Here is a 23,299-nt window from a genome sequence, read left to right as displayed (position 1 = left end):
GCTGCTGCTCCATCGACGCCTCGGTGTCCGCTGGTGGTGGACGCGCACCGGACAGCGGCCCTGGTCTGCGAGGATCGTGCGGGTGACGAGCGTGGCGGAGACGACCCGGTCCTCCCGGCCGCTCCTGCGGACACTGCTGACGGGACGACACAGCGGGTGGACCGCGCCGCTCCTCATCTGGCTCGGCTCCCGAATCGTCAGCACGGCGCTGCTGGTGACGATGTTCGTGGTCGCGACGGCGAACGGCTGGGACTTCGCGTCGTACCGGCGCGACCCGTCCTTCGCCACCTTCTCCGGCTCCTGGGACGCGTCCTTCTACCGGACCATCGCCGAGCACGGGTACCCGCGGACGCTGCCGACGGACGGCGACGGCCACGTGCTGCCGAACCCGTGGGCGTTCCTGCCGGTGTTCCCGGCCCTCGTGCGCGCGGTGACGGCGCTGACCGGTGCGTCGTTCTGGACCGCCGGCGTCGTCGTCGCGACCATCGCGGGAGCCGGTGCGTGCGTGCTGCTGTACCGCCTGGTGCTCGCCATCGGGTGCTCGCACCGTGCACGCTGGGCGACGGCGCTGTTCGCGTTCGGGCCGATGGGGTTCCTGCTGCAGGTCGCCTACGCGGAGAGCACCGTCCTGCTGCTGTTGTTCGGCGGGCTGCTCGCCCTGGTCCGCCGACGGTACTGGCTCGTCGCGGTCCTCGGGACGGTCGCGGCGTTCACGAAACCCGGGGTGCTCGCGCTCGCGGTCGCCCTCGCGGTGCACCTGGTCGTGCGGTGGGTCGCCTGGGTGCGTGCCGGTCGGGAGGCCGGGGACTTCCCCTGGCGCGAGCGGGTGGCGATCGTCGTGTCGGGGCTCGTCGTCGCCGCCGCGGGACTCGCGTGGCCGCTGGTCGCCGGGGCGGTGACGGGTCGACCGGACGCCTACCTGGCGACGGAGCTCTCGTGGTGGGTGGGGTTCGTCGGGCGGCCCCACTTCACGCCCCTGACACCGTGGTTCCTGATGGCGGGACGGTGGCTCGGGCCGATCGGCATCGTGCTCGTCGTGGCGGTGCTGCTCGGGGCGCTGTGGTTCTTCCGGCGCCGGGACGTCCGTGCCCTCGGGCCGGAGGTCGTGGGGTTCACGGCCGCGTACGCGCTCTACATCGTCGCGGTGTTCCTGCCGCAGCAGAGCCTGCCGCGGTTGCTCATGCCGATGGCGCCGGTCCTCGGGTCGGACGTGTTCGTCCGGACACGGCGGCGCGCGGCGACGTGGCTGCTCGTCGGGGTGGGTCTGCAGCCCGTGGCCGTCGTGCTGCTCTGGTTCCTCGGGTTCCCCTGAAGGGTCCCGCACTGAGCGCTAGGCGTCGAACGTGTGGAACCAGGCGGTGCCGCCCGGGTGCTGCACCGTGATCATCTCGTCGAGGTCACGGTAGGGGCCGTCCTGGTTGTGGCTGGCCGACTTGATGCGGATGGTGCCGTCGGGCTCGGTGAAGACCTCGGACACGATGGTGGTGTGGTCCGGTGAGTCGTTGTGGTTCCAGTCGAAGAAGACGATGTCCCCGACCTTGACCTTGTCCCGCTCGTCGAGGGAGCGCCGAGTGAGGCCGAACGTCGCCGCGTTGGCGTCGAGCCACGGGTCCATCGTCGGGCAGTAGGTCCACGTGGCCGAGTGCGCGGCACCACCGGAGCGGTTGTACCAGTCGGCGCGCTGCTTCCAGCCGCGGGCGACGAGCGTCTGGTTGACGTAGTTCGCGCAGTCGCCGCCGATCGGGTTCATGGTGCCGTACTCGGCGAGGTTGTAGTCCTTCCAGTGCCGCATCGCGTACTCGAGCTGGCGGTCGACCGCGGTGAGCGTGGCGTACGCGAGCGTCGTCGTCGCCAGGGCGGCTGACGCGTCCGGTGTCGGTGGTGCTGCCGGCGTGGTCGTCGCCGCGTCGCTCTGGGTCGCGCCGCTCTGCCCGTCGTTCGCCGCGCTGCCGTTGCCGTCCGAGCTCTGGTTCGCCGAGGCCACCGGGGCGATCGCGTCGGCGAAGAGCGCGACGTCGGCGTCCCCGGCCGTGTACATCGCCTGGTGCGGTGCGGTGAAGGTCACCTTCGTGGCGGTGGCCTTGACGTCGCGGGCGGGGACACCGCCGACGGTCACACCACGGACCGCGGCGAGCCCGGCACCGGTCACCGTGACCGTGACGCCGCCGGTGAGCGGGACCTGCGCGGGCGTGAGGGCCTTCGCGGTCGCCTTGTCCGAGCCGGAGCCCGCAGCCGGAGCCGAAGCAGCACCGGACGCCCGCCCCGCCGCACGTGATCCACCGGCCGCGGCCGAGGACGCGCCGGAGCCCTTCGGGGCGTCCGACGAGCAGGCCGCGGCGACGAGGCCGACGCCTGCGGCGCCCACGAGGGACAGGAGCGAACGACGCGTGAACGAGGAAGTCATGACCCCGTCATCGTACGGGACGCCCTCCGACACACGACGGGACGCGCGGACGGTCAGGCGTGGACGTCTGCCTCGGGCGAGGAAGCGGCCCCGGCTCCGGTGACGTTCACGAGCCAGGTCACGCCGAACCGGTCGGTCAGCATGCCGAACTCGTCTCCCCACGGTGCGACGGTCAGCGGCTCGATGACCGTGCCGCCCTCCGACAGCGCGGCGAAGAACCGGCGGAGGTCCTCGGCGTCGTCCCCGGACACCGACAGGGAGATGTTGCTCGTCGACGAACGCTCCATGCCGCTCGGGGTGTCGGACCCCATGAGGAGGAACCCGTTCGGCGTCACCAGCTGTCCGTGCATGATCTTGTCGACCTCGGCCGGGTCGTCGGAAGCGTGCATCTCGCCGAAGGTCCCGAGGCTCAGTTCACCGCCGAACACCGACTGGTAGAACTCCATCGCCTGGCGGGCGTCGTCGCGGAAGCCCAGGTAGGGGCTCAGGTGCGAGGTCATGGCGGGACTCCTCTGTCCGCCCGGGCGACACTGCCCGGTGCTCAGCGTCATCGTGGCACGGCGGGAGTACCCGCGCAACGATGTGACGTCACCACACAGCATGACCGCCGGACAGCAGAACGGCCCGGAACCGTGGGGTTCCGGGCCGTTCTGTCACGTGGTGGAGCTAAGGGGATTCGAACCCCTGACCTTCTCATTGCGAACGAGACGCGCTACCAACTGCGCCATAGCCCCAAGTGCTCGACCACACTAGCACCGTCGCGGAGCGGAACCGAAATCGGTCCGCGGCCCTCGGGCGTGCCGTCCGTCAGACCGCGCGACGGCGCCGCATGATCGCGTCGAGGTCGGCCTGTTCGTAGGCGTCGTCCCCGATGACGCCCATGCCCGCCCACTTGCTCGGCGGCGTCGGGGCGACGGGTGCGGTGGGGTCCGGCGTGGCCCGCAGCCCGAGCCGCTCCGCGAGCGTGCCCTGGTCGTGGGCGGAGAGCGCAGTCGCCGCCTCGTCGACGTCGGGCCGCATCCGCGACACGGTCGCGAGCGACGGGTCCGTCTGCCCGGCCCGGATCGCGGCAGCCTCGGCGTCCGCCTCGGCCTTGGCTGCGGCGACGCGCTCCTTCAACCGGGCGGCGAGCTCGGCCGACGACTCCGGCGCCGCGGCGGGAGCAGCGGGCTTCTCCACGTACAGGGGCTTCGGCACACGTGCCGGCGTCCAGCTCCGGTCGGTCTCGGACGGCTCGGCGACGGTCTCGGAACGCAGCGGCGGCGCCGGGTCCGTCCACGCACTGGCCGGCCTGGAGGCTCGGGTGGCGTCCGGCGCGGACGCCGCGGCACGGGTCTTCCGCGCCTGGGCCACCTGGTGCAGCTGGGCGAGGACGGCGGCGGACCCACCGGCGGCGACGATGCCCGCAACGGCGACGAGCCAGGCGGAGGGGGCCGCGACGAGGACGACGAGCGCCACGACGAGCCCGAGGGTGCCGAGCAGGGTCGCGCCGAGTCGGGAGCGACGCATGCGCATGGCGGTGAGTGCTGGCACGGAGGACGCCTTCTCGAGCGCAGGGGCCTGTTCGGCCAGTCGACGGGTGATCTCACGCTGACGTGCGGCCTCGTGCGCGCGGACGATCGCGGACCGCTTGGCTTCTTCGGACTTCGCGACCTTCTGCGCCTCGGCGAGGGACTTCGCGTTCATCTCGATGCGGACCTCGTCCGGCAGCTCGGCGGTCTGCGCGAGGATGCGGAGGGTCTGCTGCAGTCGGATGGCGTTCCGCTCCGTGGCGAGGTACTCACGCCGGGCGGCCCACGACGGCATCAGGTACACGAGCCACAGCACCGCCGCGACCAGCAGGACGATGCCGCCGCCCCATGACCCGAATCCCATGGGGGAAGGCTAGGGGTGGCCGTTCACCGCATCCGTGATTGGGGGACGTGTGTTGCGCGAGTCGCGAGCAGATCCACGGGAGGCGGGACGAGCCTCCCGGCCGGACCCACGCACCACGGGGCGGACGTCAGTGGAAGCGGCGCCCCGTGTCGATCGGAGCGGCAGCCTCGTCGCGGGCCGCGAGCGGGACGCTGCCGACACCCGGCGGGACGCGGCCGCCGACCCAGCGCTCCAGGACGCCCTCGCGGACCTCCTCCGCGACGAGGGCGAAGCAGAAGTGGTCGCGCCAGTCCCCGTTGATGTGGATGTAGCGGCGGCGGAGCCCCTCGTACCGGAACCCGAGCTTCTCGACGACGCGGAGCGACGGGGCGTTCTCCGGACGGATGCAGATCTCGAGACGGTGGATGCCGACGTTGCGGAAGCAGTGGTCGGTGGCCAGGGCGACAGCGATGGGCGTGACGTTGTGGCCGGCTGCCCCCTCGACCACCCAGTAGCCGATCGACGCACTGGCGAGCGAGCCGTAGCTGACGCCGGACACGTTGAGCTGACCGACGAAGCGGCCGTCGAGCTCCATCGCGAAGGGCAGTCCGAGTCCCGCACGGGCGTTGGCCTGGAGCGCGCGGATGCTGCCGCGGACGTCGGTGGAGACGTGCCCGGACGGGTTGGTCGCCTCCCAGGTGCTCAGCCAGGAGCGGTTCGTCGCGAGGGCCACGTCGAGGTCACGCGAGTCGCGGAGCCGGAGGGGGCGGATGGTGACCCGTCCGTGGGACAGGGTCGGGATGGTCGTCATCGGGCGGTTCCTCCGGTGCCCCGGCGGTCACCGGGACGGGTGTCCCGTGCGGGTCCGGGTGCACCGGGCCCGCACGGGATGGGTCGACTCATTCGCCCGCGTTGAACTCCTTGAGCCACGACTTGAGGTCGGGGCCGAGGTCCGCGCGGTCCGAGGCGAGCTGCACGATCGCCTTGATGTAGTCGAGTTTGTCACCCGTGTCGTACCGGCGTCCACGGAACACGACGCCGTACACGCCGCCGGTCCACTCCTCGGCGCTCGCCATCTTCATGAGCGCGTCGGTGAGCTGGATCTCGCCGCCCTTGCCGGGCTCCTGCTTCTCGAGGACGTCGAAGACCTCGGGGCGGATGACGTAGCGGCCGATGATGGCCAGGTTCGAGGGCGCCTCGCCCTGTGCCGGCTTCTCGACGAGGCCGGTGATCTTCACGACGTCGTCGGTGTCGGTCGGCTCGACCGTGGCGATGCCGTAGAGGTGGGTCTGCGACTCCGGGACCTCGAGCAGGGCCACGACGGTGGCGTTCTTCTGGCCCTGGACCTCGATCATGCGCTTGAGCAGCGGGTCACGGGCGTCGATGATGTCGTCGCCGAGGAGGACGGCGAAGGGTTCGCGACCGACGTGCATCTTGGCGCGGAGCACCGCGTGGCCGAGGCCGAGCGGGTCGCCCTGTCGGACGTAGTGCATGTCGGCGAGGTCCGTCGACTGGTTGACCTTCTGGAGCTTCTCGTGGTCGCCCTTCTTGCGGAGGGTCTCCTCGAGCTCCGACACGTGGTCGAAGTGGTTCTCGAGCGCGTTCTTGTTGCGCCCGGTGATCATCAGCACGTCGGTGAGACCGGCGTCGACTGCCTCTTCCACCACGTACTGGATGGCTGGCTTGTCGACGACGGGGAGCATCTCCTTCGGCATCGCCTTGGTCGCGGGGAGGAAGCGAGTGCCCAGCCCTGCAGCTGGGATCACCGCCTTGGAAATCTGGAAGCCCATGTCGATGACCGTATCCGATGGGGGTTGCGGGGTCATGTCGCCGGAACGGAGGACACGGGCTTTGCGCGGAGGTCTGGCGGGTTCCCGCACTGCGGCGCGGTCGCGGGGCGGTCGCGGGCCGCCGCGGGGCGGTCGCGGGCCGCTGCGGGGCGGTCTGCGCCGCGGGGCGGTCTGCCCGCGGTCGTTAGACTCCTGCGCATGATCCCCGATCTCGGCAACGAGAAGCGCGCGCTGCGGGCCGAGCTCCGGCAGCGGCGACGCACCAGGACCACCACGGAGCGGGACACCGACACCGCCGCACTCACCGCGACCCTGCAGCGGTTCGCCGAGGAGCGGCAGGTGCACTCCGTCGCGCTGTACCTGTCGGCGTCCGACGAACCGAACGTCCGACCGTTCCTGAACTGGGCGTTCGAGCACGGCATCCGGGTACTCCTCCCCGTCACCCGCGAGGACGGCCTGCTCGACTGGGCGGTCGGCGACGGGTCCTCCGAGACCGAGGGCCTGTTCGGCATGCCGGAGGTCGTCGGCGAGGTGCTCTCCCCGCTCGCGATCAACGACGTCGACGCGATCCTCGCCCCGGCCGCTGCGGTCGGGCACGACGGCGTCCGGATGGGATGGGGCCGCGGCTACTACGACAAGACCCTCGGGTCCATGGCGAACCGGCCGCCCGTCTATGCTGTGATCTTCGACGCGGAGTACCTCGACGAGGTCCCGCGCGAGCCCCACGACGAACCCGTCGACGGCATCATCACGCCGTCACGCATCATCACGTTCCGGAGTTAGACGTGCCCACCTACTCGTACCGCTGCACCGAGTGCGGCACCGCGTTCGACATCAAGCAGTCCTTCTCCGACGCCACGCTCACCGAGTGCCCCACGTGCGGCGGTGTGCTCCGCAAGGTGTTCTCCCCCGTCGGTGTGACGTTCAACGGCGGCGGCTTCTACCGGACCGACTCGCGACCGACGCCGAAGGGCGAGGGGTCGGGGTCGTCCGGATCGGGGTCGTCGTCGGGGTCGTCCGACGCCAAGCCCGCTGCAGCGAAGCCCGCGTCCTCGTCCGGCTCGTCGTCCTCCGGTTCCTCCTCGTCGGGGTCGTCGTCGTCCGGCTCGTCGTCCTCCGGCTCGTCCGCGTCCTGACCGGGTCTCCTCCGCGCCGATAGGTTGAGGTGTCGCTGACCGGCGGCCGTCCTCGACCCGGAAGGAGTCCCGCATGAAGGGCTTCAAGGAGTTCCTGCTCCGCGGAAACGTGATCGACCTGGCCGTCGCCGTGGTGATCGGTGCCGCGTTCACCGCGATCGTCACCACCATCGTCAAGGCCCTGATCAACCCGCTGATCGGTGCGGTGTTCAACGCGTCGAGCCTGGACGAGGCACTCGTCTGGAAGATCCCGACGGTGTCCGGCGGGCACGCGTCGATCCTCTTCGGCGCGGTCATCGGCGCCGTGATCAACTTCCTCATCGTCGCCGCGGTCGTGTACTTCGCGCTCGTCGTTCCGGTGAACCACCTCAAGAAGGTCGCGTTCGAACGCGTCAAGAACGACGTCGAGCAGACCCCGCAGGACGTTCCACCGACCGACGTCGAGGTGCTGATGGAGATCCGCGACCTGCTCCGCACGCAGAACGGGGAGCCGGTGAACACGGGCTCGGGCGCCCACGTCGCCCCGAGCACCGCGCCCCAGGGCCCCGGCATCGGCGGCTCCACGAAGCTGTAGCGCTCCCGCACCGCAGAACGGACACCGCACCACGCTTCAACGCGGTGCGGTGTCCGTTTCGTGGTTCGCAGGGATCAGCGAACGCGGAAGTCGATCCGGCAGCGCCCTAGGCGGCGACCGCGCGCTCGCGCCGGCGCTTCGCCACGAGGGCCATCACGTACTGGGTGCCGGCGACGACGTGCCCGGCGGTGCCGAGCCACACGAAGACGAGCGCGGTGACCCGGATCCACGAGTGCTCCGACGCCCACGACGTCGACGAGAACAGCAGCACCGGCAGCCCCACGAAGAGCAGCGCCGACCGGACCTTGCCCGTCCAGGAGACGTCGAGGTCGGGGTCGCCGTTGAACCACACGCTCGACAGCAGGGCGAGCACGGCGTCGACGACCACGATGACGACGACGACGATCCACGGCAGCAGCCCGACGAGCACGAGCGACAGCACGATCGCGATGATCGCCAGGCGGTCCGCGACGGGGTCGAGTGCCTTGCCGAGCTTGGACGTCTGGTTGAACTTCCGCGCGATGAAGCCGTCAGCCCAGTCCGAGACACCGAGCACCACCAGCGAGACGAGCGCCCACCCGGGGTGGTCCTGGACGACCAGGGTCACGAAGACCGGGATGAGCAGGAACCGCACGAGCGTGATGAGGTTCGGCCAGGTCTGCCAGTCGGGGCGGGTCCGCTGTGCGGCGTCGGTCATCGGGTGCTTTCGATCGGGTTCTGAGATCTCCAGCGTACCCATCACCAATGTGGAGGCCGGTCCCCGAGCAGGCGGGCGTCGTTCTCGCCCGAGGCGTGCCGCTCCGGCTCCGGCGCGGGAGCCGGGTCGAAACCCGGCACCGGCTGGGTGGTGACGCGTCTGCTCGGCCGAGCCGGGCCTCTCCCCACCGGCACGGCCGCCCCGCCGCTGGCGCGTCGGTCCGGAACCGGCGGCGTGGGCCCAGGCTGGTCAGTGGTGACCACAGGACGGGCTGGAGGCTCGACCACCGTCGCGTCGTCGGCTCGCGTCCACGACCCGACCAGATGGTCCGTGTCCGGCGTGACCGGACCGGTGGGCCGGGAGGCCCGCCTGCTCATCGGCGTGCAGGGATCGGGGGGATGGAGATCTCCTGCGTCGCACCGCGGTCGACACCGAGCACGGCCGCGACGGTGTTCGCCACCCGGTCCGGGTCGGAGAACAGCTGGAACGCATGCACGCGCACGTAGTGCCAACCGAGTCGACGGAGCACCTCGGGCCGGAGCCGCAGCGACTCGCGCAGCGAGCCCTTGACCAGCGACGCGTCGGTCTCGATCGTGACGCAGACCCCGCCGTGCGCGGCGACCAGGCCGAGCTTGCCGCGGTGGCCGAGTGCGACGGGGATGCCGCGCATCTCGAGCCGCCGTGCCAGGTCGACGAGCAGCGGGTCGGAGTCGTCCGGCACGTACTCGGCGGTGGTGCGGGCACGGACCTCGGCCAGGATCTCGGCGAGGGCGACGGTGCCGTGGCCCATGCGCTCGGCCTCGATGTCGGACGGCTGGAAGCACGTGACGATGACCATCGAGCGGCGGGCGCGGGTCATGGCGACCGCGAGCAGGCGCACGCCGCCCGGCTTGCCGAGCGGGCCGAAGTCACGGAGGACCCGGCCATGCGGGGTGCGGCCGTACCCGATGGAGAACACGACGCGGTCGCGGCTCTGGGCGACGGACTGCTCGAGCGTGGCGACGATGAACGGTTCGGCGCGGTCGCCGATGACGAACTCGGTCAGGTCCTTGTGGCCCTGCGCCGCGGTGAGCACGGCCTGCTCGACGCGCACGGCGTGCTTCGCCGACGCGGTGATGACCATGAGCGACTCGGTCGGACGGGTGCGGGCGTGGTCGATGACGAGCCGGACCACGCGGTCCACCTCGGCGTCGACGCTCTCCACGGCGCCGGACTCGGGGTCCGGCACGGCCTTGCCCTCGCTGACGTAGTCGAGGGCGATGGACCCGTGCCCGAGGAACGAGCCGGCCCATGGCAGCGACTCGATCCGGCCGCCGTAGAAGCGACGGTTGACGAGCTCGGCCAGGTCCTCGCCGCCGGCGCGGTACGACCGCGTGAGCGACAGGGTGGGCAGGAGCGTCGAGAGCTTCGCGAGCGCGGAGTCGGCGTGCAGGGCGTCGAGCGTGTCCTCGTCCACCTGGAGTGCGCGGTGCGCGGGGTCCACGGCGATGCGGAACGGCGAGGGCGTCTGCGTGACCGGGTCACCGAAGACGACGGTCTGGCGGGCGCGGCGGACGGCGTCGACCGTCTCGGCGATGGTCACGGCGCCGGCGTCGACCAGGATGACCGTGTCGAACGGCATCGTGTCGGCGATCTGCGGGACCTCGTACGGCGAAGCCAGCCACACCGGGGCGATCGACCGGGACAGGTGCGGGGCGGAGTCCTGCAGGAGCCGCGAGGTGATCGCGCCGTCCTTGAGCTGGGACTTCAGCGCTGCCGCCTCCTCCGGCCAGTCGACGAGGCCGACCTTCCAGTTCTCGGCGAGCTGCCATGCGAGGCCCTGCGAGACGCCGGCTGCGTGCGCGTCGTCGACCAGGCGGAAGTCGGCCTCGACCCGGTCGAGCATGTCGGTGTTCGCGCCGAGCAGTGCCCGGTCGGACTCGAGCATGGTCTCCAGCGCCGACTGCCACCACGCGAGCTCGAGCTCGGCGGGCACCTGGGTGTCCGGCACGTGGCGGTTCGCGAGGTCGGTGATGAGGGGTTCGAGCTGCAGGTCGCGCAGGGTCTGCATGAGCTCCGTGCGCTCCTGCAGGTTGTGCAGGACGTCGGACTCCTCGGCGAGCGTGCCGATGTACGGCAGGAGCTGGTCGACGGGCACGTTGGCGAGCTGCTCGTCACGGCTGCTGCGGCCGAGCGGCTCGTCGAGGCGCGCGAGGTCCTCGGTGACGTTCGAGTAGAGCACCTGCACGTCGGCGATGCCCGTGGGCACCTCGGGGGCAACACCGGCGGCGACGTAGCGCTGCCACAGGACGCGCTGCTGCTGCACGCGGGTCAGCGCCTCGTGCAGGTCGGACACGTGGACGCCCGGTCGGACGTACTCGCGCGCGAGCTTCTTGAGGCGACGACGGTTGGTGCTCGACATCGGGGCACCCTCACCGCGCGGCGCGGTGGCGGCGACGAGCTCGGACACGGAGCGGTCGAACACGACGGGCAGGAAGCGGTCGAGCGTGTCGCGGATCTCGGTGAGCAGGCGGAGGTAGATGCCGAGCTCGTTGATCGTCGTGAACTGGCGCATCCGCGTCGTCGCGATGAGCTCGTGCGCGCGCTGGAGCAGCGTCGGCAGGGACCCGCCGTGCAGTTCCTTGGCGATCCGGTGCGCACGCTGGGCGCCGTCGCTCGAGGAGAACTTCGCGCCGTACCAGGGCGAGTCGTCCGGGCCGTAGCGGAACTCACCGAGGTTCGCGGCGCTGACCATCGTCTCGGCGACGCGGGACCGGCCGGTGACCATGGCGCTGACGGACTGCTTCGAGAGCCGGGCGGTCGTCGACGGCGGCACAGGCAGGAGCGAGAGCCGAGACAGCTCGACGAGGCAGTCGAGCACGCTGACGCCGAAGTCGGCGTCGGTGCGGGACAGTGCGCCGCGGTAGTCTGTGAGGACCTTGCGGAGCCGGACGAGGGCGTCGTCGACCTCGCGGAGGTTCGGCCGGGTCGCCTTCTCGTTGCGGGCGATCGCGCGGACCACGTCACGGCGGAGGGTCGCGGGGGTGACCGCGACGCCGGGCAGCTGGACCTCGCCGAAGCGGGCGGCGATCCCGCGCAGGGTGGCACGGCGCGGGCTGACGACGAGGACGCGCTTGTTCGCGGCGACGAGACCGCCGAGCGCGTTCACGATCGTCTGCGTGCCGCCGGTGCCGGGCAGGGTCTTCACGACGATCGAGTTGCCGGCCGTGATCTGCGCGATCACGTTCTCCTGCTCGTCGTCGGCGTCGAGCAGGAGCGTGTCGGTGTCGGGGCTGCGCTCGTCCGACGGGGTCTGCTCGACCGGGTGGTACGACTGCTCGACCTGCCACTTGGCGCTCGGGTTGCCGGCGAGGGCGTCGAGCACCGGGTGGGACAGGTCCTTCGTGTCCTCGACCAGGCCGACCGCGACCTCGGCGAACGTCGACACGACGAGGCGGGCGTGGACGGAGAAGCCGGGGATGTGCGCCGTGAGTCCACGGAGGCGGTCGATCACGGGGTTCGGGGTGAAGGAGCCGTCCTGCTGCGCGAGCGCGACGAAGGACTGGGCGTCGAGCGTCACGCCGTACTGCTCGCGGAGTGCGTCGGCGAGCGCCGGGTTCAGCACGGGTTCGCCGAGCAGGCGGACCTCGAAGTCGCGGCCGTGGCGGCGGATGGCCAGCGGACGCAGGAGCACCGGGCCGCGGAACTGCTCGTCGCCGTGCTTCCAGTCGGCCATGCCGATGCCGAGGTTCACGGCGTCGATGCCGCGGACGGTGGCGAGCTCGGTGCCCTTGGCTTCGACGTGCCCGGCGGCGATGCGGGCCGCGCGGAGGGCGACTTCGTCGCGGATCAGGCTCGAGAGCAGGGTGGTCTTGCCGGTGATGAACTGCGCGAGACCGCCGGGGTGGGTCGTCGAGAGCTCGATCCTGGCGCGGGGGTGGTCCGCGAAGTGCACGAGGGGGCTGGCGCCGCCGACGCCCGCGAGCTGCTCGCGCCAGGCGTCCCAGACGGGCTCTGCGGCGTTCGTCGCGGTGAGCCTCGGGTCGCCGAGGGAGATCGCGTGCGGGCTCGTCACCTGGAGTTCGGGCTGGAGGGACCGGCCCAGGTCGTCGCCGTCGTGCTCGGTGTCTGCGCCGGTGGTGGCGTCCGGAGTGCTCGTCGTGTCGTCCTGATCGTCGCGGTGGTCGTCGTGCGCCTGGCCCCCGGGCGCGTCGGAACCCGTGGCGGGGACGTCGTTCACGTCGTCCTCGCCGTCGGTCACCCTGTCCGCACGCCACACAACGCCCACTGTAAGCGGAACCGCGGCACCACTCCGGCAATGAACCGTGGTTTCGGCAAGATCGGCGGGGTCGTGGACAGGTTCCGGCGGCGCCGTCTGTGGTACCAACGTGGCATGGCCATCGACGACCGACCCGCCCCGCCCACCACCGCTCCGTCCCGGCGTCGATCGGTCCCCGCCGAGATCTCGCGCTCGTGGCTGCTCGTCTCCGGCACCGCGTCCGAGCGCTTCGACGGTGCCGTCCGGTCCCGCGCCGACCAGGTGATCCTCGACATCGAGGACGCCGTCGACCCCGCCGCGAAGCCCGCGGCCCGGTCCACCGTGGCCGAGTGGCTCACCGGCGGCGGTGACGCCTGGGTGCGGATCAACGACGTCACGACCGACTTCTGGGAGGACGACGTCGAGGAGCTCCGCGGCCTGCCCGGGCTGCAGGGCGTGATGCTCGCGAAGACCGAGAGCCCGGCGCAGGTCACCGACACGTGGCACCGGCTCGGCGGGCACACCCCCGTGATCGCCCTCGTCGAGTCCGCCCTGGGCATCGAGGAGTCGGTCTCGATCGCCAGGGCACAGGGCGCGTTCCGTCTGGCGTTCGGCAGCGGTGACTACCGGCGCGACACCGGCACCTCGGCCGACACCCTGGCGATGGCGTACCCGCGGTCCCGGCTCGTGGTCGCGTCCCGCGTCGGCGACCTGCCCGGCCCGATCGACGGCCCCACGGTGGGCTCGTCGCACCCGATCCTCCGCGAGCAGTCGCAGGTGGCGGTCTCGCTCGGCCTCACCGGCAAGCTCTGCCTGGACACCGAGCAGCTGCCCGTCATCAACGAGGTCATCTCCCCCACGCCGACCGACGTGGCCTGGGCGCAGGACTTCCTCGACGACTTCGAGGCCCGCGGCCGCGTCATCCGCGACGGCTCCGACCTGCCCCGACTCGGACGCGCCCAGAAGATCCAACGACTCGCCGAGGCCTTCGGCGTCGAAGCACGCTGAGGAACTGATGACCTGGTCAGCACCCGACCCCGCACACCGTCCCGATCCGGCAGCCGAGGCCTGGGCGCGCGGCGGCTCGACGCTCTTCCCGCCCGGCAAGCTCGCCGACCGGATCTCCACCGTGCTGCTCCTGGTGTTCGGGGCGGTGCTGACGGTCGTCACGGCGATCGTGGCGGTCGTCGCGATCGCCTCGGCCACGGCATCGTGCGACGCGGCTGCCGGATGCACGCCAGGTGGCTGGTTCGGCGGTGCGGCGATCGCGGTCGGTGGAGCGTTCGTGATCGGCGTCGCCACGGTCGTGCTGGCGATCGGCGCGTGGGTCCGGCGGCGGACGTCGTGGTGGATCGCCGCGGTCGGCTTCGTGCTGGCGATCGTGTGCATCACGGTCGGCGGGGTCGTGTTCGTGGCCGCGTCCGACGACGGCGCCGGCGCCGCCACGGGGTCGAGCAGCAGCGTCGCCTGAGCGGGTCGCGCCGGTTCCCCACTCCGACTCGGAACGACACCGTCGCTGTCGTACGACCTCGACGATGTCGCACCACGCGACGCACGGTCCGACACGACGCACGTCGAACGACACGTGCCACGTCGCACGATGCGGACGCAGGCTGCGGGCCCTGGACCCGGCCACCCACCGGACGGGAGGCTCGGTGCCGGGCCGCCACGAGCCTCCAGGCCGGTGGGTGCGGGCCACGCACCGCGCGCCGGGCGACATCGTCGATGTCGTACGACATCGACGATGTCGCGCGCTGGCCTGGCGGCGGTGCTGCGCGAGTCGGAACGACAAGGTCGATGTCGTACGACGTCGACCCTGTCGTTCCGAGTCGGGGGGGGAAGGACGATGAGGACCGCGCCCCGTTCCTGAACCCCGGCGCGCGACACAGCGCATGCTGGGCCCATGAAGCAGCGAACCATCGGTGACACCGACGTCAGCGCGATCGGACTCGGCGGCATGCCGATGTCCATCGAGGGACGACCCGACGAACGGCGTTCCATCGCCACCATCCACGCCGCGCTCGAAGCGGGCGTGACCCTCATCGACACCGCGGACGCCTACCACCTGGGCGGCCACGACGAGGTCGGCCACAACGAGGAGCTGATCGGCCGCGCCGTCCGCGAGTTCCACGGCGACGCCGGCAGCGTGCTCATCGCCACGAAGGGCGGCCACCTGCGCCCCGAGGCCGGCAACTGGACGCAGAACGGCCACCCGGCGTACCTCAAGGAGGCGGCGAAGGCCTCAGCGAAGCGCCTCGGCGTCGAGACGATCGACCTGTACCAGTTCCACCGCCCGGACCCCGCCGTGCCGTACGCGGACTCGATCGGGGCGCTCGCGGAGCTCCTCGACGAGGGCGTCATCCGGATGGCGGGCATCTCGAACGCGGACGTCGACCAGATCCGGCAGGCGAACGAGGTCCTCGACGGGCGGCTCGTCTCCGTGCAGAACCAGTACTCGCCGGCCTTCCGGTCGAGCGAGGCCGAACTCGAGCTCTGCGACGAGATGAGCATCGCGTTCCTGCCGTGGAGCCCCCTCGGCGGCATCGCCGGTGCGTCGGACCTCGGCACGACCTACCAGGACTTCGCCACCGTGGCGCGGGACCGTGGGGTCACGCCGCAGGTCATCGCGCTCGCGTGGGAGCTGGCGAAGAGCGACGTCGTCATCCCGATCCCCGGTGCGTCACGCCCGCAGTCGATCCTCGACTCCGTGACCGCGGCCACCATCCGCCTCCGTCCGGAGGACGTCGACCGACTCGACCGGTCGCTCGCGACCGCCTAGTCCGCAACCGCTCGACGACGCGCCCCGAACCCTCCTGACGGGAGGCTCGGGGCGCGTCCGACATGCAGGCCGCGGTCAGCCGCGGGCCGGCCGCGCTCGGCTCAGCCGCAGACCTTGCTGAGGGACTTCGTCGAGGACTGCGCGTCCGTGATGGCGGACTGCAGCTTGGCGGCGTCGGCCGAGCCCGGGTCCTTCGCGTACGTCTGGAGCTCGCCGACGAGCTTCGAGAACGACCGCTCGAACTCGGACGCCGCGGCGTGCACCTGCTCGTTCGACACGTCGTCGGTGGCGGACTTGAGCTTCGCGTCGAACTTCTGCAGCTCGGAGACGGCCTTGTCGGGGTCGCTCTGCAGGTTCGCCGTCTGCTCCTGCAGCTCGCTCGCCACGGACTTCATGTCGCCCTCGAGCGACTTGCACGCGGCCGCCTTGGACTGCCCCTCCGGCGTGGGGGTCGCGTCGCCGCCGGAGCCGCCCGAGGCGCAGCCGGCGAGCAGCAGGGCCGTGACGAGGGCGGTGGTGAGTGCTGCGGTCTTCTTCATCGTGGTCCCCCGGGTGCGTGGCGAGCCGAGGACCCGAGCGGGACCACGGAGCGTGCCCGAGCGTACACATCGGCTCCGGACGGGAACGGTCTGACGTCCTCCGGCCAACCACGACGCGTCCGTGCACCGGTCGCGTACGGTCGAGGACATGCAGGCCATCACCTTCGACGCCCCGGGCGACGAGCGCGTCCTCACCCTCTCCGAGCTCCCCGACCCGACGCCGGCTGCCGGCGAGGTCCTGGTGGAGGTCGCAGCCGCCGGGGTCAACAACGCCGACCTGCAGCAACGCCAGGGGAACTACCCGCCGCCGCCCGGAGCCTCGGACGTGCTGGGCCTCGAGGTCTCCGGCACGATCCGCGCCCTCGGCGCCGACGTCAGCGGGTGGGCCGTCGGCGACCGCGTGTGCGCGCTGCTCTCGGGCGGCGGGTACGCCTCGCTCGTGGCCGTCCCCGCGACGCAGCTGCTCCCCGTGCCGGACGGGCTCGACCTCGTCGAGGCGGCCGCGCTGCCCGAGGCCGCGTGCACGGTGTACTCGAACCTCGGCATGATCGCCGGACTCCGCCCGGGGCAGACGCTCCTGGTGCACGGCGGCACGGGCGGGATGGGGTCGCACGCGGTTCTCTGGGCGAAGGCCCTCGGCGCCCGGGTGATCGCGACCTCCGGTGGGGAGCGCAAGGTCGCGGCGTCGCGGGAGCTCGGTGCCGACCTGGTGATCGACCACCGCACCGAGGACTTCGTCGCCTGCGCCAAGGAGTTCACGGGCGGTGTCGGGGTGGACGTCGTGCTCGACGTCGTCGGCCCGGACTACCTGGAGCGGAACCTCGACGTCCTCGCGCCGAACGGGCACATCGCCGTGATCGCGTCGGGCAGCGGCACCGAGGCCACGCTGCCGTTCGGCATGCTCATGCGCAAGCGCGCGACGATCAGCGGCACGACCCTGCGCGCCCGGCCCCTCGCCGAGAAGGCCGCGATCGTCGAGGCCGTCCGCTACAACGTCTGGCCGTTCGTGGCCGACGGTCGGGTGCGCCCGGTCGTCGACGCGGTGCTGCCGCTCGCCGAGGCCGCCGAGGCACACCGCCGCATCGCGTCCGGCGACGTCATCGGGAAGCTGCTGCTCCGGCCCTGAGGCACGGTCCAGCGCGCGGCGCGGGCGGACCGATCGCGCCCCGCACCACCATCGGGCGGGCGGACTGGCCGGCGCGCTACGCGCCGACGCGGGAGAGGAACTCCACGAGCGCCGGGTGCTGCGGGTCGTCGAGGACCGCGGCCGGGGCACCCTGCTCGACGACCTCGCCGCGGTGCAGGAACACGATGCGGTCGGCGACGTTCCGCGCGAAGTGCATCTCGTGCGTGGTCATCAGGATCGTGGAGCCCTGCTGCTTGAGCTCGGTGACCAGGTCGAGCACCTCCCCGACGAGCATCGGGTCGAGGGCGCTCGTGACCTCGTCGAGGAGCAGCAGCTCGGGGTCGGACGCGATGGCGCGGACGATCGCGACGCGCTGCTGCTGCCCGCCGGAGAGCCGGTCCGGGTACGACCCCGCGAAGTCGGCGAGGCCGATCCGGTCGAGGAGCCGTCGGGCCGTCTGCTCCGCGGTCGCCCGGTCCACGCCGTGCACCTTCCGCGAGGCCAGCGTGACGTTGTCGAGCACGGTGATGTGCGGGAACAGGTTGAACTGCTGGAACACCACACCGATGCGGGCCCGGGTGGCGTCGACGTCCACGCGGGGGTCGGAGATGTCCGCACCCTGCAGCAGGACCTGGCCGTCGTCGATGCCCTCGAGCAGGTTCACGGTCTTGAGCAGCGTCGACTTGCCCGAGCCAGAGGCGCCGATGACGCAGATGACCTGGTGCTGGTCGACGGTCAGGTCGATGCCGCGCAGGACCTCGTGCTCGCCGAACGACTTCCGGAGCCCGCGGAGCTCGAGGACGGGTGCGCCGGTCATACGGTGCCGCCGATCTGTTCGCGCCGCTGCTGCCGCCGGGCGATGGCGTCCGTGACCCGGATGAGCGGCAGGCTGATCACGACGAAGAGCAGGCCGGCGACCAGGTACGGCGTGAAGTTGTAGGTCTCCGCCTGGGCGATCTGCGCCGACCGCACGGCGTCGACCGCGCCGAGGATCGACACCAGGCCGACGTCCTTCTGCATCGAGACGAAGTCGTTCATCAGCGCGGGCGTGACCTTGCGGATCGCCTGCGGCAGCACGACCAGCCGCAGCGTCTGGGTGTGGGACAGGCCGAGCGACCGCGCGGCCAGGCGCTGGGACGGGTGCACGGCCTCCATGCCGGCGCGGAGCACCTCGGCGACGTAGGACGAGTACGTCAGCACGATCGCGATCGTGCCCCAGAACTCCGGCGGCAGCCGGGGGAAGACGCCGAGGCCGGGCAGGCCGAAGCCGACCAGGTAGAGCACGATGATGAGCGGCAGGCCGCGGAACAGGTCGGTGTAGGCGGTCGCGAGCATCCGGAGCGGGAAGAACACCGGGCTGCGCAGGCCCCGCACGACGGCGAGCACGGTGCCGAACACCGCGACGCCGATCGACGCGAAGAACAGGATCCGCACGTTCAGCCACAGACCGAGCAGGATGTCGGGGAACGTCGAGGCGGCGACGCCCGGATCGAAGAACGACTGCTGGACGGCGGCCCAGCCCGGGGTGTTGACGACGCCGAAGTACGCGATCGCCAGGACGACGAGCGTCGAGACGACGGACATCACGACGGAGCGGCGGCCGCGCTGGCGGCGCCAGAGCCGGCGTTCGAGCTCGATCTGGCTGGGTGCCGGCGCCGGTCCCGGTGCCGCGACGGGGGTGCCCGCGCCGGCTCCTGCTGGGAGGGTCACGTGCTACTTCAGGACGGGGGTGTTCGTCTTCGATGACAGCCACTTGGTCTGCAGGTCCTGCAGCGTGCCGTCGTCGTCGAGCTTCTTGACGGCCGCGTCGACCTTCTTGGTCAGCTCGGAGTCCTTGGGCAGCACGAACCCGAACTGGTCGCCCTTGCCGTCGGCGGGGAACTGCGCCGAGACGGTGCCGTCGTCGAGCTGCGCGGAGGACATGTAGAACGCGGTGGGCAGGTCGGTGACGATGGCGTCGATCTGGCCGGACTTCAGCGCCAGCACGGCGTCGTCGTTCGAGTTGAACACCTGCGGGGTGACGCCGAGGGTGTCCTTCACGCTGGTGATGCTCGTCGAACCGGCAGCGACGCCGATCGTGTCCTGCTTCAGCGTCGCGATCGTGGTGTCGTCGACCGCCTTCGAGGTCTTCGTCGTCACGACGGCCTGGGTCGTCGTGTAGTACGGCGACGACATGTCGACGGCCTTCTTGCGCTGCGACGAGATCGAGAACTGCTGGATGTTCAGGTCCCAGTCCTTCGGACCAGGGGCGACCGCGCTGTCGAAGGTCGAGCGCTTCCACACCACGTCGGACTTGGCGTAGCCCATCTCCTTCGCGACGGCGTACGCCACGGCGGACTCGAAGCCCTTGCCGGACTGCGGCTTGTTGTCCTCCACCCACGGGGAGTACGCGGGCTGCCCGGTCGCGATCGTGAGCTTGCCGTCGGTGACGGCACCGTCGGAGCTGCCCGAGCCCCCGGCGGAGCAGGCGGACAGCGCGATGGCGGCGACGGCAGCGGCCGCGATGGCGAGGGACAGACGGCGGGTGAGGGTCACGAGGGGCCTTCGTCAGGGGGGCGTGGGGGCAGGAGGAATCGTACGGGGAACTGGTACACCACCGCGACCTGCGCCGTCATGGGGCGTCAGGACGAGAGCGTGAAGTCCTCGAACGAGAAGCCCGGGGAGACCAGGCAGCTCACGAGGACCTCGCCGTCGCCGGGCAGGGTCCGCTGCCACACGCCGCCGCGCACGAACGCCTGCGCGTCGTTCACGCGGTCACGGCCGGCGTCCGGCCCGAGGGTGATCTGCGCCCCGGGTTCGGGCTGGTCGCCGGACCCGCCGAGCTCGAGCACGACCGAGTCCGGTCCGTGCCACATCCAGATCTCGTCGCTCGTGACCCGGTGCCAGGCGGACGACTCCCCCGGCGGCAGCAGGAAGTGGATGAGGGTGGCGGCGGGCCGCTCGCCCGCGGAGGTCGTCACGGTCGCCGGGGAGGTCCACGTGCGGACGTACCAGCCGCCCTCCGGGTGGGGCTCCATCCCGAGGGCCGCTGCGCGCTGGGGCACGTCGAGCCACTCGATGACCTCACCGTCGACGGTCCGTCGTGCCATCTGCTTCGTCATGCCACCATCCTCCCGCCCTGCGGCCGGTCCGGACGCCCGTCGGCGCGCACCGTCCCGCGGATCACCGTGGCGACCGCACGCCCGGCCCCGTCCTCCACGAGTTCGGCGAGCGCGTCGGGCACCGTCCGGCTGTCGACGTCGAACACGGCCAGGTCCGCGCGGGCCCCGACGGCGAGGTGTCCGATCCGGTCCTGCCCGACGGCGAGCCCCATCGCGTGTGCCCCACCGAGCGTCGCGGCCGCGAGCAGCCGTTCGTGCAGGTCGCGGTCGCCGTACCCCTGCGCGCGGGCGATCCGGTGCAGCGCGGTGACGTCGGCCATCAGGTCGAGCGACGGGGACGAGGACAGCGAGTCGGTGCCGATCGCGATCGGGCTGCCTTCACGGAGGTAGTCCGCGACGGGCGGCGGGTCGAGGCCGATGACCGCGTTCGACCGCGGGCACAGCGCCACGGCGGTCCCGCGGGCTCGGAGCAGCGCACGGTCGGCGGCCGTCATGTACACGCCGTGCGCGATGTGGCAGTCCGGCCCGAGGACGCCGAGCCGGTCCACGAACGCGGTCGCGCTCGCGCCGAACCCGAGCGCGCGCATGGCCCGGAACGACGGCGCGTTCGCCAGGTGCCAGTCGGTGCCGTGCAGGTCGGTGCCGTCGACCCCCGCGAGCCGCTCCCCCTCGAAGGCGGCCTCGCCGAGGTGCAGGTGCAGGCGCAGCCCCCGCTGCCGCACGATGTCGGGGAGCTCCAGCAGCGGTGCGACGTCGAGCGAGTACGGCGCGTGCGGGGACAGTCCGGCCCCCGGCGTGGTCGGGATCCGGGCGAGTTCGTCGAGGACCTGGTCGCGGCCGTGCTGCTGCCAGGCCGCGTTCTCCCAGTCCATCACCTCCCAGTAGGCGATCCCGCCGAGTCCGGCGTCCTCGAGCGCGGTCGCGGCCTCGATGTCCGTCACGACGTCGGCGATGCTCGTCACCCCCGCGACGATCGAGCGGCGCGCGCCGTCCGCGGCTTCTGCTCGCCAGTCGTGCGGTTCGGCGTAGTCGCGGTTGAACGCGGCGGCCCAGTCCTCGAAACCGGCGTACTGGCCGGAGCCGACACTGGCCATGCCGGTGTACTGCAGATGGGAGTGTGCGTTCACGAGCCCGGGCAGCAGGGCACCCCGCCAGCGCCGCTCGGTGAACGCGCTGCCGTCGAGCTGGTCGACGACCCAGGACCGCTCGCCGACGTGCAGGATCCGCCCGTCCCGCACCGCGACGGCACCGTCGGCGATGGGCGGCGCGGTCATCGGCACGACGATCCGGGCGGAGTGCACGGTGGTCGCGGCCGTCACCCCGCTCATGCGGGGTCCCCGAAGCGGCTGGTCCGGACGTCCGGCTCGCGGTCCACGGGGTGTTCGGCAACACGGACGGGAGGCTCGACTCGGCTCCCGAAGGCGGCGAGCGCCGCGCGGGCGGTCGCCTCGTCCACCGCGGGGTCGATCGGCACGACGGCGCGCTCGAGCTCGTCGCCGTGCTCGAGGAGCATCCGCACGGCACCGAGCTGCGCCGCGAAGGAGAGGTCCATGATCTCGACCGGGTTGCCTTCGGCCGCGGTGATGTTGATGCAGCCGCCGCGGTCCAGCACGACCGGCCCGGACGCGGCCCCGGGGAACGTCAGGCGCTCGGCCTTCCGCCCGACGGTGCTCAGTGCGGCTCCCGAGGCGAGGGCGGCATCGAGCGCGACCTCGTGCTCGACCCCACCGGCGACCGCGACCACGGCGTCGGGGGCGCAGGCACGGAGCACGTCGAGGCTGATCGTGTCGCCGACCCCGGTCGCGCTCATCACCAGGTCGGCCCCGCGGACCGCGTCGACGAGCGGGGCGACCGTGTGGCCGGCGAACAGGGCCTGCAGGGCGCGGACGGGGTCGGTCTCGGCGACCGTGACGCTGAACCCGAGCGCGCGGAGCACCAGCGCGACCCCCTCGCCGACGTGCCCGTACCCGGCGACGACCGCCGAGCCTCCCGGTCGGACCCGATGTGTACCGGAGGTGAGCCCGTCGACCAGGTCGAGGACCGCGAAGACCGTCGACTGCCCGGTGCCATACCGGTTGTCGAAGAAGGTCTTGGTGCGGGCGTCGTTCACGGCGACCACGGGGATGCCGAGCGCTCCCCGGGCGGCCATCACGCGGAGGGGGCGGAGTCCGCTCGTGGTCTCCTCCGCTGCGCCGAGCATCGTCGGCAGCAGGTCCGGGCGCTCCTGGTGGGCCAGACGGATCAGGTGTGCGCCGTCGTCGAGCAGGACGTGCGGGCGGGTGTCGAGCATCGCCAGGGCGAGCTCCTTCTGCCGCGCGAGCGTCGCGGTGGACTCGGCGAACACGGGCAGGCCGGCCCGTCGGAGCGCCTCAGCCACGGCGTCGTCGGTCTCGTCGGCGTGGGCGTAGACGACGACCTCGGCGCCGGTGTCGCGGAGCAGCAGGCTCAGCACGGCGGTCTTCGGCTCGAGGACCATGGCGACGCCGATGCGGGTGCCGCGGAGCAGGCCGCCGTCCCGGAGCTCGGCGGCGACCGCGCGGGAGACCGGCATCGCCCGTCGTGCCCAGCCCAGGCGGGCGTCGGCTGCGGGGTCGTCCTCGGGGTCGCGGCCCGTGGAGACGAGGAACACGTCGTCGGAGAGCATCGGCACGGCGAGCACCCCGGGTCGGGCGGGGGCGACGGGCCCGAAGGCGTCCTCGTCGACCGCGGGGAGGTGTCGTCCGGCGTCGATCACGACGAGGGTCTCGCCGCGGGGTCGGTCGGCCTCGCGCTCGACGGCGGCGGTGCTCTCCTCCGGGTCGCCGAGGCACCAGAGCTGGTCGACGGGCTCGTGGTCCGCGGCCGCTCGGGCGCCGAGGCCGGTCAACAGCCCGTGCAGGGCCTGGCGGTCGCGGGGGTCGCCGCCCACCAGGCGGAAGCGGCGGGCGGCGACGAGCAGGTTCGTGGCGGCGGCGAAGCGCCGGACGGCGGCCGAGGCCCAGGAGCGCGTCGCGACGTCGGGTCCTGGCGGCATGGGGCAATCGTAGGGCGGGGGCGGGTGCCGGCGGCGTTCCCGCGGACTT

At 72.0% G+C, this 23,299-nt stretch carries 21 protein-coding genes, 1 tRNA gene and 1 pseudogene; 8 read left to right on the top strand and 15 right to left on the bottom strand.

Annotation, left to right across the window (positions count from 1 at the left end; all coding sequences use genetic code 11):
- The first annotated feature begins 82 nt into the window (after positions 1-82).
- On the top strand, positions 83-1,312 hold the full coding sequence (locus tag OXR63_RS13960; protein ID WP_267424217.1) for a hypothetical protein: 1,230 nt from the start codon (positions 83-85) through the stop codon (positions 1,310-1,312).
- An 18-nt stretch (positions 1,313-1,330) separates the two neighbouring features.
- Here the strand turns inward: OXR63_RS13960 and OXR63_RS13955 are convergent, their stop codons facing one another.
- The 6 genes from OXR63_RS13955 to galU form a co-directional block, all read right to left on the bottom strand.
- The gene (locus OXR63_RS13955) at positions 1,331-2,404 is read right to left on the bottom strand and encodes an amidase domain-containing protein (RefSeq protein WP_267424216.1); all 1,074 of its coding nucleotides are present in this window, start codon (positions 2,402-2,404) and stop codon (positions 1,331-1,333) included.
- Positions 2,405-2,457: 53 nt separating this feature from the next.
- Entirely contained in the window at positions 2,458-2,904 is a 447-nt protein-coding gene (locus OXR63_RS13950; RefSeq protein WP_267424214.1) for a VOC family protein, read from the bottom strand.
- Positions 2,905-3,062: 158 nt separating this feature from the next.
- Positions 3,063-3,138, bottom strand: a tRNA-Ala gene (locus tag OXR63_RS13945).
- 73 nt (positions 3,139-3,211) lie between these two features.
- Complete coding sequence (locus tag OXR63_RS13940) at positions 3,212-4,279, bottom strand: hypothetical protein (protein ID WP_267424212.1); 1,068 nt, start codon at positions 4,277-4,279, stop codon at positions 3,212-3,214.
- Positions 4,280-4,406: 127 nt separating this feature from the next.
- Complete coding sequence (locus tag OXR63_RS13935; protein ID WP_267424210.1) at positions 4,407-5,069, bottom strand: GNAT family N-acetyltransferase; 663 nt, start codon at positions 5,067-5,069, stop codon at positions 4,407-4,409.
- Between the two features lie 88 nt (positions 5,070-5,157).
- Complete coding sequence (galU, locus tag OXR63_RS13930) at positions 5,158-6,048, bottom strand: UTP--glucose-1-phosphate uridylyltransferase GalU (RefSeq protein WP_194663325.1); 891 nt, start codon at positions 6,046-6,048, stop codon at positions 5,158-5,160.
- A 198-nt stretch (positions 6,049-6,246) separates the two neighbouring features.
- Here galU and OXR63_RS13925 point away from each other — a divergent pair, with 198 nt between their 5' ends.
- The 3 genes from OXR63_RS13925 (at position 6,247) to mscL (ending at position 7,758) form a co-directional block, all read left to right on the top strand.
- Entirely contained in the window at positions 6,247-6,831 is a 585-nt protein-coding gene (locus tag OXR63_RS13925; RefSeq protein ID WP_267424206.1) for a 5-formyltetrahydrofolate cyclo-ligase, read from the top strand.
- Positions 6,832-6,833: 2 nt separating this feature from the next.
- Positions 6,834-7,184: an FmdB family zinc ribbon protein gene (locus OXR63_RS13920; RefSeq protein WP_267424205.1), complete on the top strand. Its 351-nt coding sequence runs from the start codon at positions 6,834-6,836 to the stop codon at positions 7,182-7,184.
- 73 nt (positions 7,185-7,257) lie between these two features.
- Positions 7,258-7,758 carry a large conductance mechanosensitive channel protein MscL gene (mscL, locus tag OXR63_RS13915; RefSeq protein WP_267424203.1) on the top strand — a complete coding sequence of 167 codons (501 nt, stop codon included), beginning with the start codon at positions 7,258-7,260 and terminating at the stop codon, positions 7,756-7,758.
- Between the two features lie 106 nt (positions 7,759-7,864).
- Here mscL and OXR63_RS13910 read toward each other — a convergent pair whose 3' ends face one another.
- The gene (locus tag OXR63_RS13910) at positions 7,865-8,455 is read right to left on the bottom strand and encodes a CDP-alcohol phosphatidyltransferase family protein (RefSeq protein WP_267424201.1); all 591 of its coding nucleotides are present in this window, start codon (positions 8,453-8,455) and stop codon (positions 7,865-7,867) included.
- A gap of 373 nt (positions 8,456-8,828) precedes the next feature.
- On the bottom strand, positions 8,829-12,713 hold the full coding sequence (locus OXR63_RS13905) for an AAA family ATPase (RefSeq protein ID WP_267424199.1): 3,885 nt from the start codon (positions 12,711-12,713) through the stop codon (positions 8,829-8,831).
- 114 nt (positions 12,714-12,827) lie between these two features.
- Here OXR63_RS13905 and OXR63_RS13900 point away from each other — a divergent pair, with 114 nt between their 5' ends.
- From OXR63_RS13900 to OXR63_RS13890, 3 genes and pseudogenes are all read left to right on the top strand, one after another.
- A complete protein-coding gene (locus OXR63_RS13900) occupies positions 12,828-13,700 on the top strand; it encodes an HpcH/HpaI aldolase/citrate lyase family protein (RefSeq protein WP_267424198.1) in 873 nt (290 codons plus the stop codon).
- Positions 13,675-14,163 (top strand): annotated as a pseudogene (locus OXR63_RS13895) (DUF6264 family protein); the annotation flags it as partial. The gene OXR63_RS13900 and the pseudogene OXR63_RS13895, both read left to right, overlap by 26 nt.
- 432 nt (positions 14,164-14,595) lie before the next feature.
- The gene (locus OXR63_RS13890; protein WP_267424196.1) at positions 14,596-15,471 is read left to right on the top strand and encodes an aldo/keto reductase; all 876 of its coding nucleotides are present in this window, start codon (positions 14,596-14,598) and stop codon (positions 15,469-15,471) included.
- Between the two features lie 101 nt (positions 15,472-15,572).
- Here the strand turns inward: OXR63_RS13890 and OXR63_RS13885 are convergent, their stop codons facing one another.
- On the bottom strand, positions 15,573-16,010 hold the full coding sequence (locus tag OXR63_RS13885; RefSeq protein ID WP_267424194.1) for a hypothetical protein: 438 nt from the start codon (positions 16,008-16,010) through the stop codon (positions 15,573-15,575).
- Positions 16,011-16,158: 148 nt separating this feature from the next.
- Here OXR63_RS13885 and OXR63_RS13880 point away from each other — a divergent pair, with 148 nt between their 5' ends.
- The gene (locus tag OXR63_RS13880; RefSeq protein WP_267424192.1) at positions 16,159-17,136 is read left to right on the top strand and encodes an NAD(P)H-quinone oxidoreductase; all 978 of its coding nucleotides are present in this window, start codon (positions 16,159-16,161) and stop codon (positions 17,134-17,136) included.
- 76 nt (positions 17,137-17,212) lie between these two features.
- Here OXR63_RS13880 and OXR63_RS13875 read toward each other — a convergent pair whose 3' ends face one another.
- The 6 genes from OXR63_RS13875 to OXR63_RS13850 form a co-directional block, all read right to left on the bottom strand.
- Positions 17,213-17,953, bottom strand: a complete 741-nt coding sequence (locus OXR63_RS13875) for an amino acid ABC transporter ATP-binding protein (RefSeq protein WP_267424190.1) — start codon at positions 17,951-17,953, stop codon at positions 17,213-17,215.
- Entirely contained in the window at positions 17,950-18,846 is an 897-nt protein-coding gene (locus OXR63_RS13870) for an amino acid ABC transporter permease (RefSeq protein WP_267424189.1), read from the bottom strand. Before OXR63_RS13870 ends, OXR63_RS13875 begins: the two co-directional genes overlap by 4 nt.
- 3 nt (positions 18,847-18,849) lie before the next feature.
- Positions 18,850-19,671, bottom strand: coding sequence for an ABC transporter substrate-binding protein (locus OXR63_RS13865; protein ID WP_267424187.1), 822 nt, complete (start codon positions 19,669-19,671; stop codon positions 18,850-18,852).
- An 86-nt stretch (positions 19,672-19,757) separates the two neighbouring features.
- The gene (locus OXR63_RS13860) at positions 19,758-20,237 is read right to left on the bottom strand and encodes a cupin domain-containing protein (RefSeq protein WP_228506047.1); all 480 of its coding nucleotides are present in this window, start codon (positions 20,235-20,237) and stop codon (positions 19,758-19,760) included.
- Entirely contained in the window at positions 20,234-21,565 is a 1,332-nt protein-coding gene (locus OXR63_RS13855) for an amidohydrolase family protein (protein WP_267424184.1), read from the bottom strand. Before OXR63_RS13855 ends, OXR63_RS13860 begins: the two co-directional genes overlap by 4 nt.
- A complete protein-coding gene (locus tag OXR63_RS13850; RefSeq protein ID WP_267424182.1) occupies positions 21,562-23,250 on the bottom strand; it encodes an adenosylhomocysteinase in 1,689 nt (562 codons plus the stop codon). Before OXR63_RS13850 ends, OXR63_RS13855 begins: the two co-directional genes overlap by 4 nt.
- Positions 23,251-23,299 lie beyond the last annotated feature (49 nt).

This window comes from Curtobacterium sp. GC_Cur_3, from assembly GCF_026544205.1.
Classification (GTDB): Bacteria; Actinomycetota; Actinomycetes; order Actinomycetales; family Microbacteriaceae; genus Curtobacterium.
The sequence above is the reverse complement of the archived record's forward strand: the minus strand, read 5'-3'. Positions and strand labels throughout refer to the sequence as shown.

What these genes read in the sequence shown, in the direction of transcription:
- OXR63_RS13875 (WP_267424190.1), bottom strand. Translation starts at nt 17,953, where the DNA reads ATGACCGGCGCACCCGTCCTCGAGCTCCGCGGGCTCCGGAAGTCGTTC.
- OXR63_RS13890 (WP_267424196.1), top strand. Translation starts at nt 14,596, where the DNA reads ATGAAGCAGCGAACCATCGGTGACACCGACGTCAGCGCGATCGGACTC.
- OXR63_RS13925 (WP_267424206.1), top strand. Translation starts at nt 6,247, where the DNA reads ATGATCCCCGATCTCGGCAACGAGAAGCGCGCGCTGCGGGCCGAGCTC.
- OXR63_RS13850 (WP_267424182.1), bottom strand. Translation starts at nt 23,250, where the DNA reads ATGCCGCCAGGACCCGACGTCGCGACGCGCTCCTGGGCCTCGGCCGCC.
- OXR63_RS13955 (WP_267424216.1), bottom strand. Translation starts at nt 2,404, where the DNA reads ATGACTTCCTCGTTCACGCGTCGTTCGCTCCTGTCCCTCGTGGGCGCC.
- OXR63_RS13910 (WP_267424201.1), bottom strand. Translation starts at nt 8,455, where the DNA reads ATGACCGACGCCGCACAGCGGACCCGCCCCGACTGGCAGACCTGGCCG.
- OXR63_RS13900 (WP_267424198.1), top strand. Translation starts at nt 12,828, where the DNA reads ATGGCCATCGACGACCGACCCGCCCCGCCCACCACCGCTCCGTCCCGG.
- galU (WP_194663325.1), bottom strand. Translation starts at nt 6,048, where the DNA reads ATGGGCTTCCAGATTTCCAAGGCGGTGATCCCAGCTGCAGGGCTGGGC.
- OXR63_RS13860 (WP_228506047.1), bottom strand. Translation starts at nt 20,237, where the DNA reads ATGACGAAGCAGATGGCACGACGGACCGTCGACGGTGAGGTCATCGAG.
- OXR63_RS13940 (WP_267424212.1), bottom strand. Translation starts at nt 4,279, where the DNA reads ATGGGATTCGGGTCATGGGGCGGCGGCATCGTCCTGCTGGTCGCGGCG.
- OXR63_RS13880 (WP_267424192.1), top strand. Translation starts at nt 16,159, where the DNA reads ATGCAGGCCATCACCTTCGACGCCCCGGGCGACGAGCGCGTCCTCACC.
- mscL (WP_267424203.1), top strand. Translation starts at nt 7,258, where the DNA reads ATGAAGGGCTTCAAGGAGTTCCTGCTCCGCGGAAACGTGATCGACCTG.
- OXR63_RS13935 (WP_267424210.1), bottom strand. Translation starts at nt 5,069, where the DNA reads ATGACGACCATCCCGACCCTGTCCCACGGACGGGTCACCATCCGCCCC.
- OXR63_RS13885 (WP_267424194.1), bottom strand. Translation starts at nt 16,010, where the DNA reads ATGAAGAAGACCGCAGCACTCACCACCGCCCTCGTCACGGCCCTGCTG.
- OXR63_RS13950 (WP_267424214.1), bottom strand. Translation starts at nt 2,904, where the DNA reads ATGACCTCGCACCTGAGCCCCTACCTGGGCTTCCGCGACGACGCCCGC.
- OXR63_RS13855 (WP_267424184.1), bottom strand. Translation starts at nt 21,565, where the DNA reads ATGAGCGGGGTGACGGCCGCGACCACCGTGCACTCCGCCCGGATCGTC.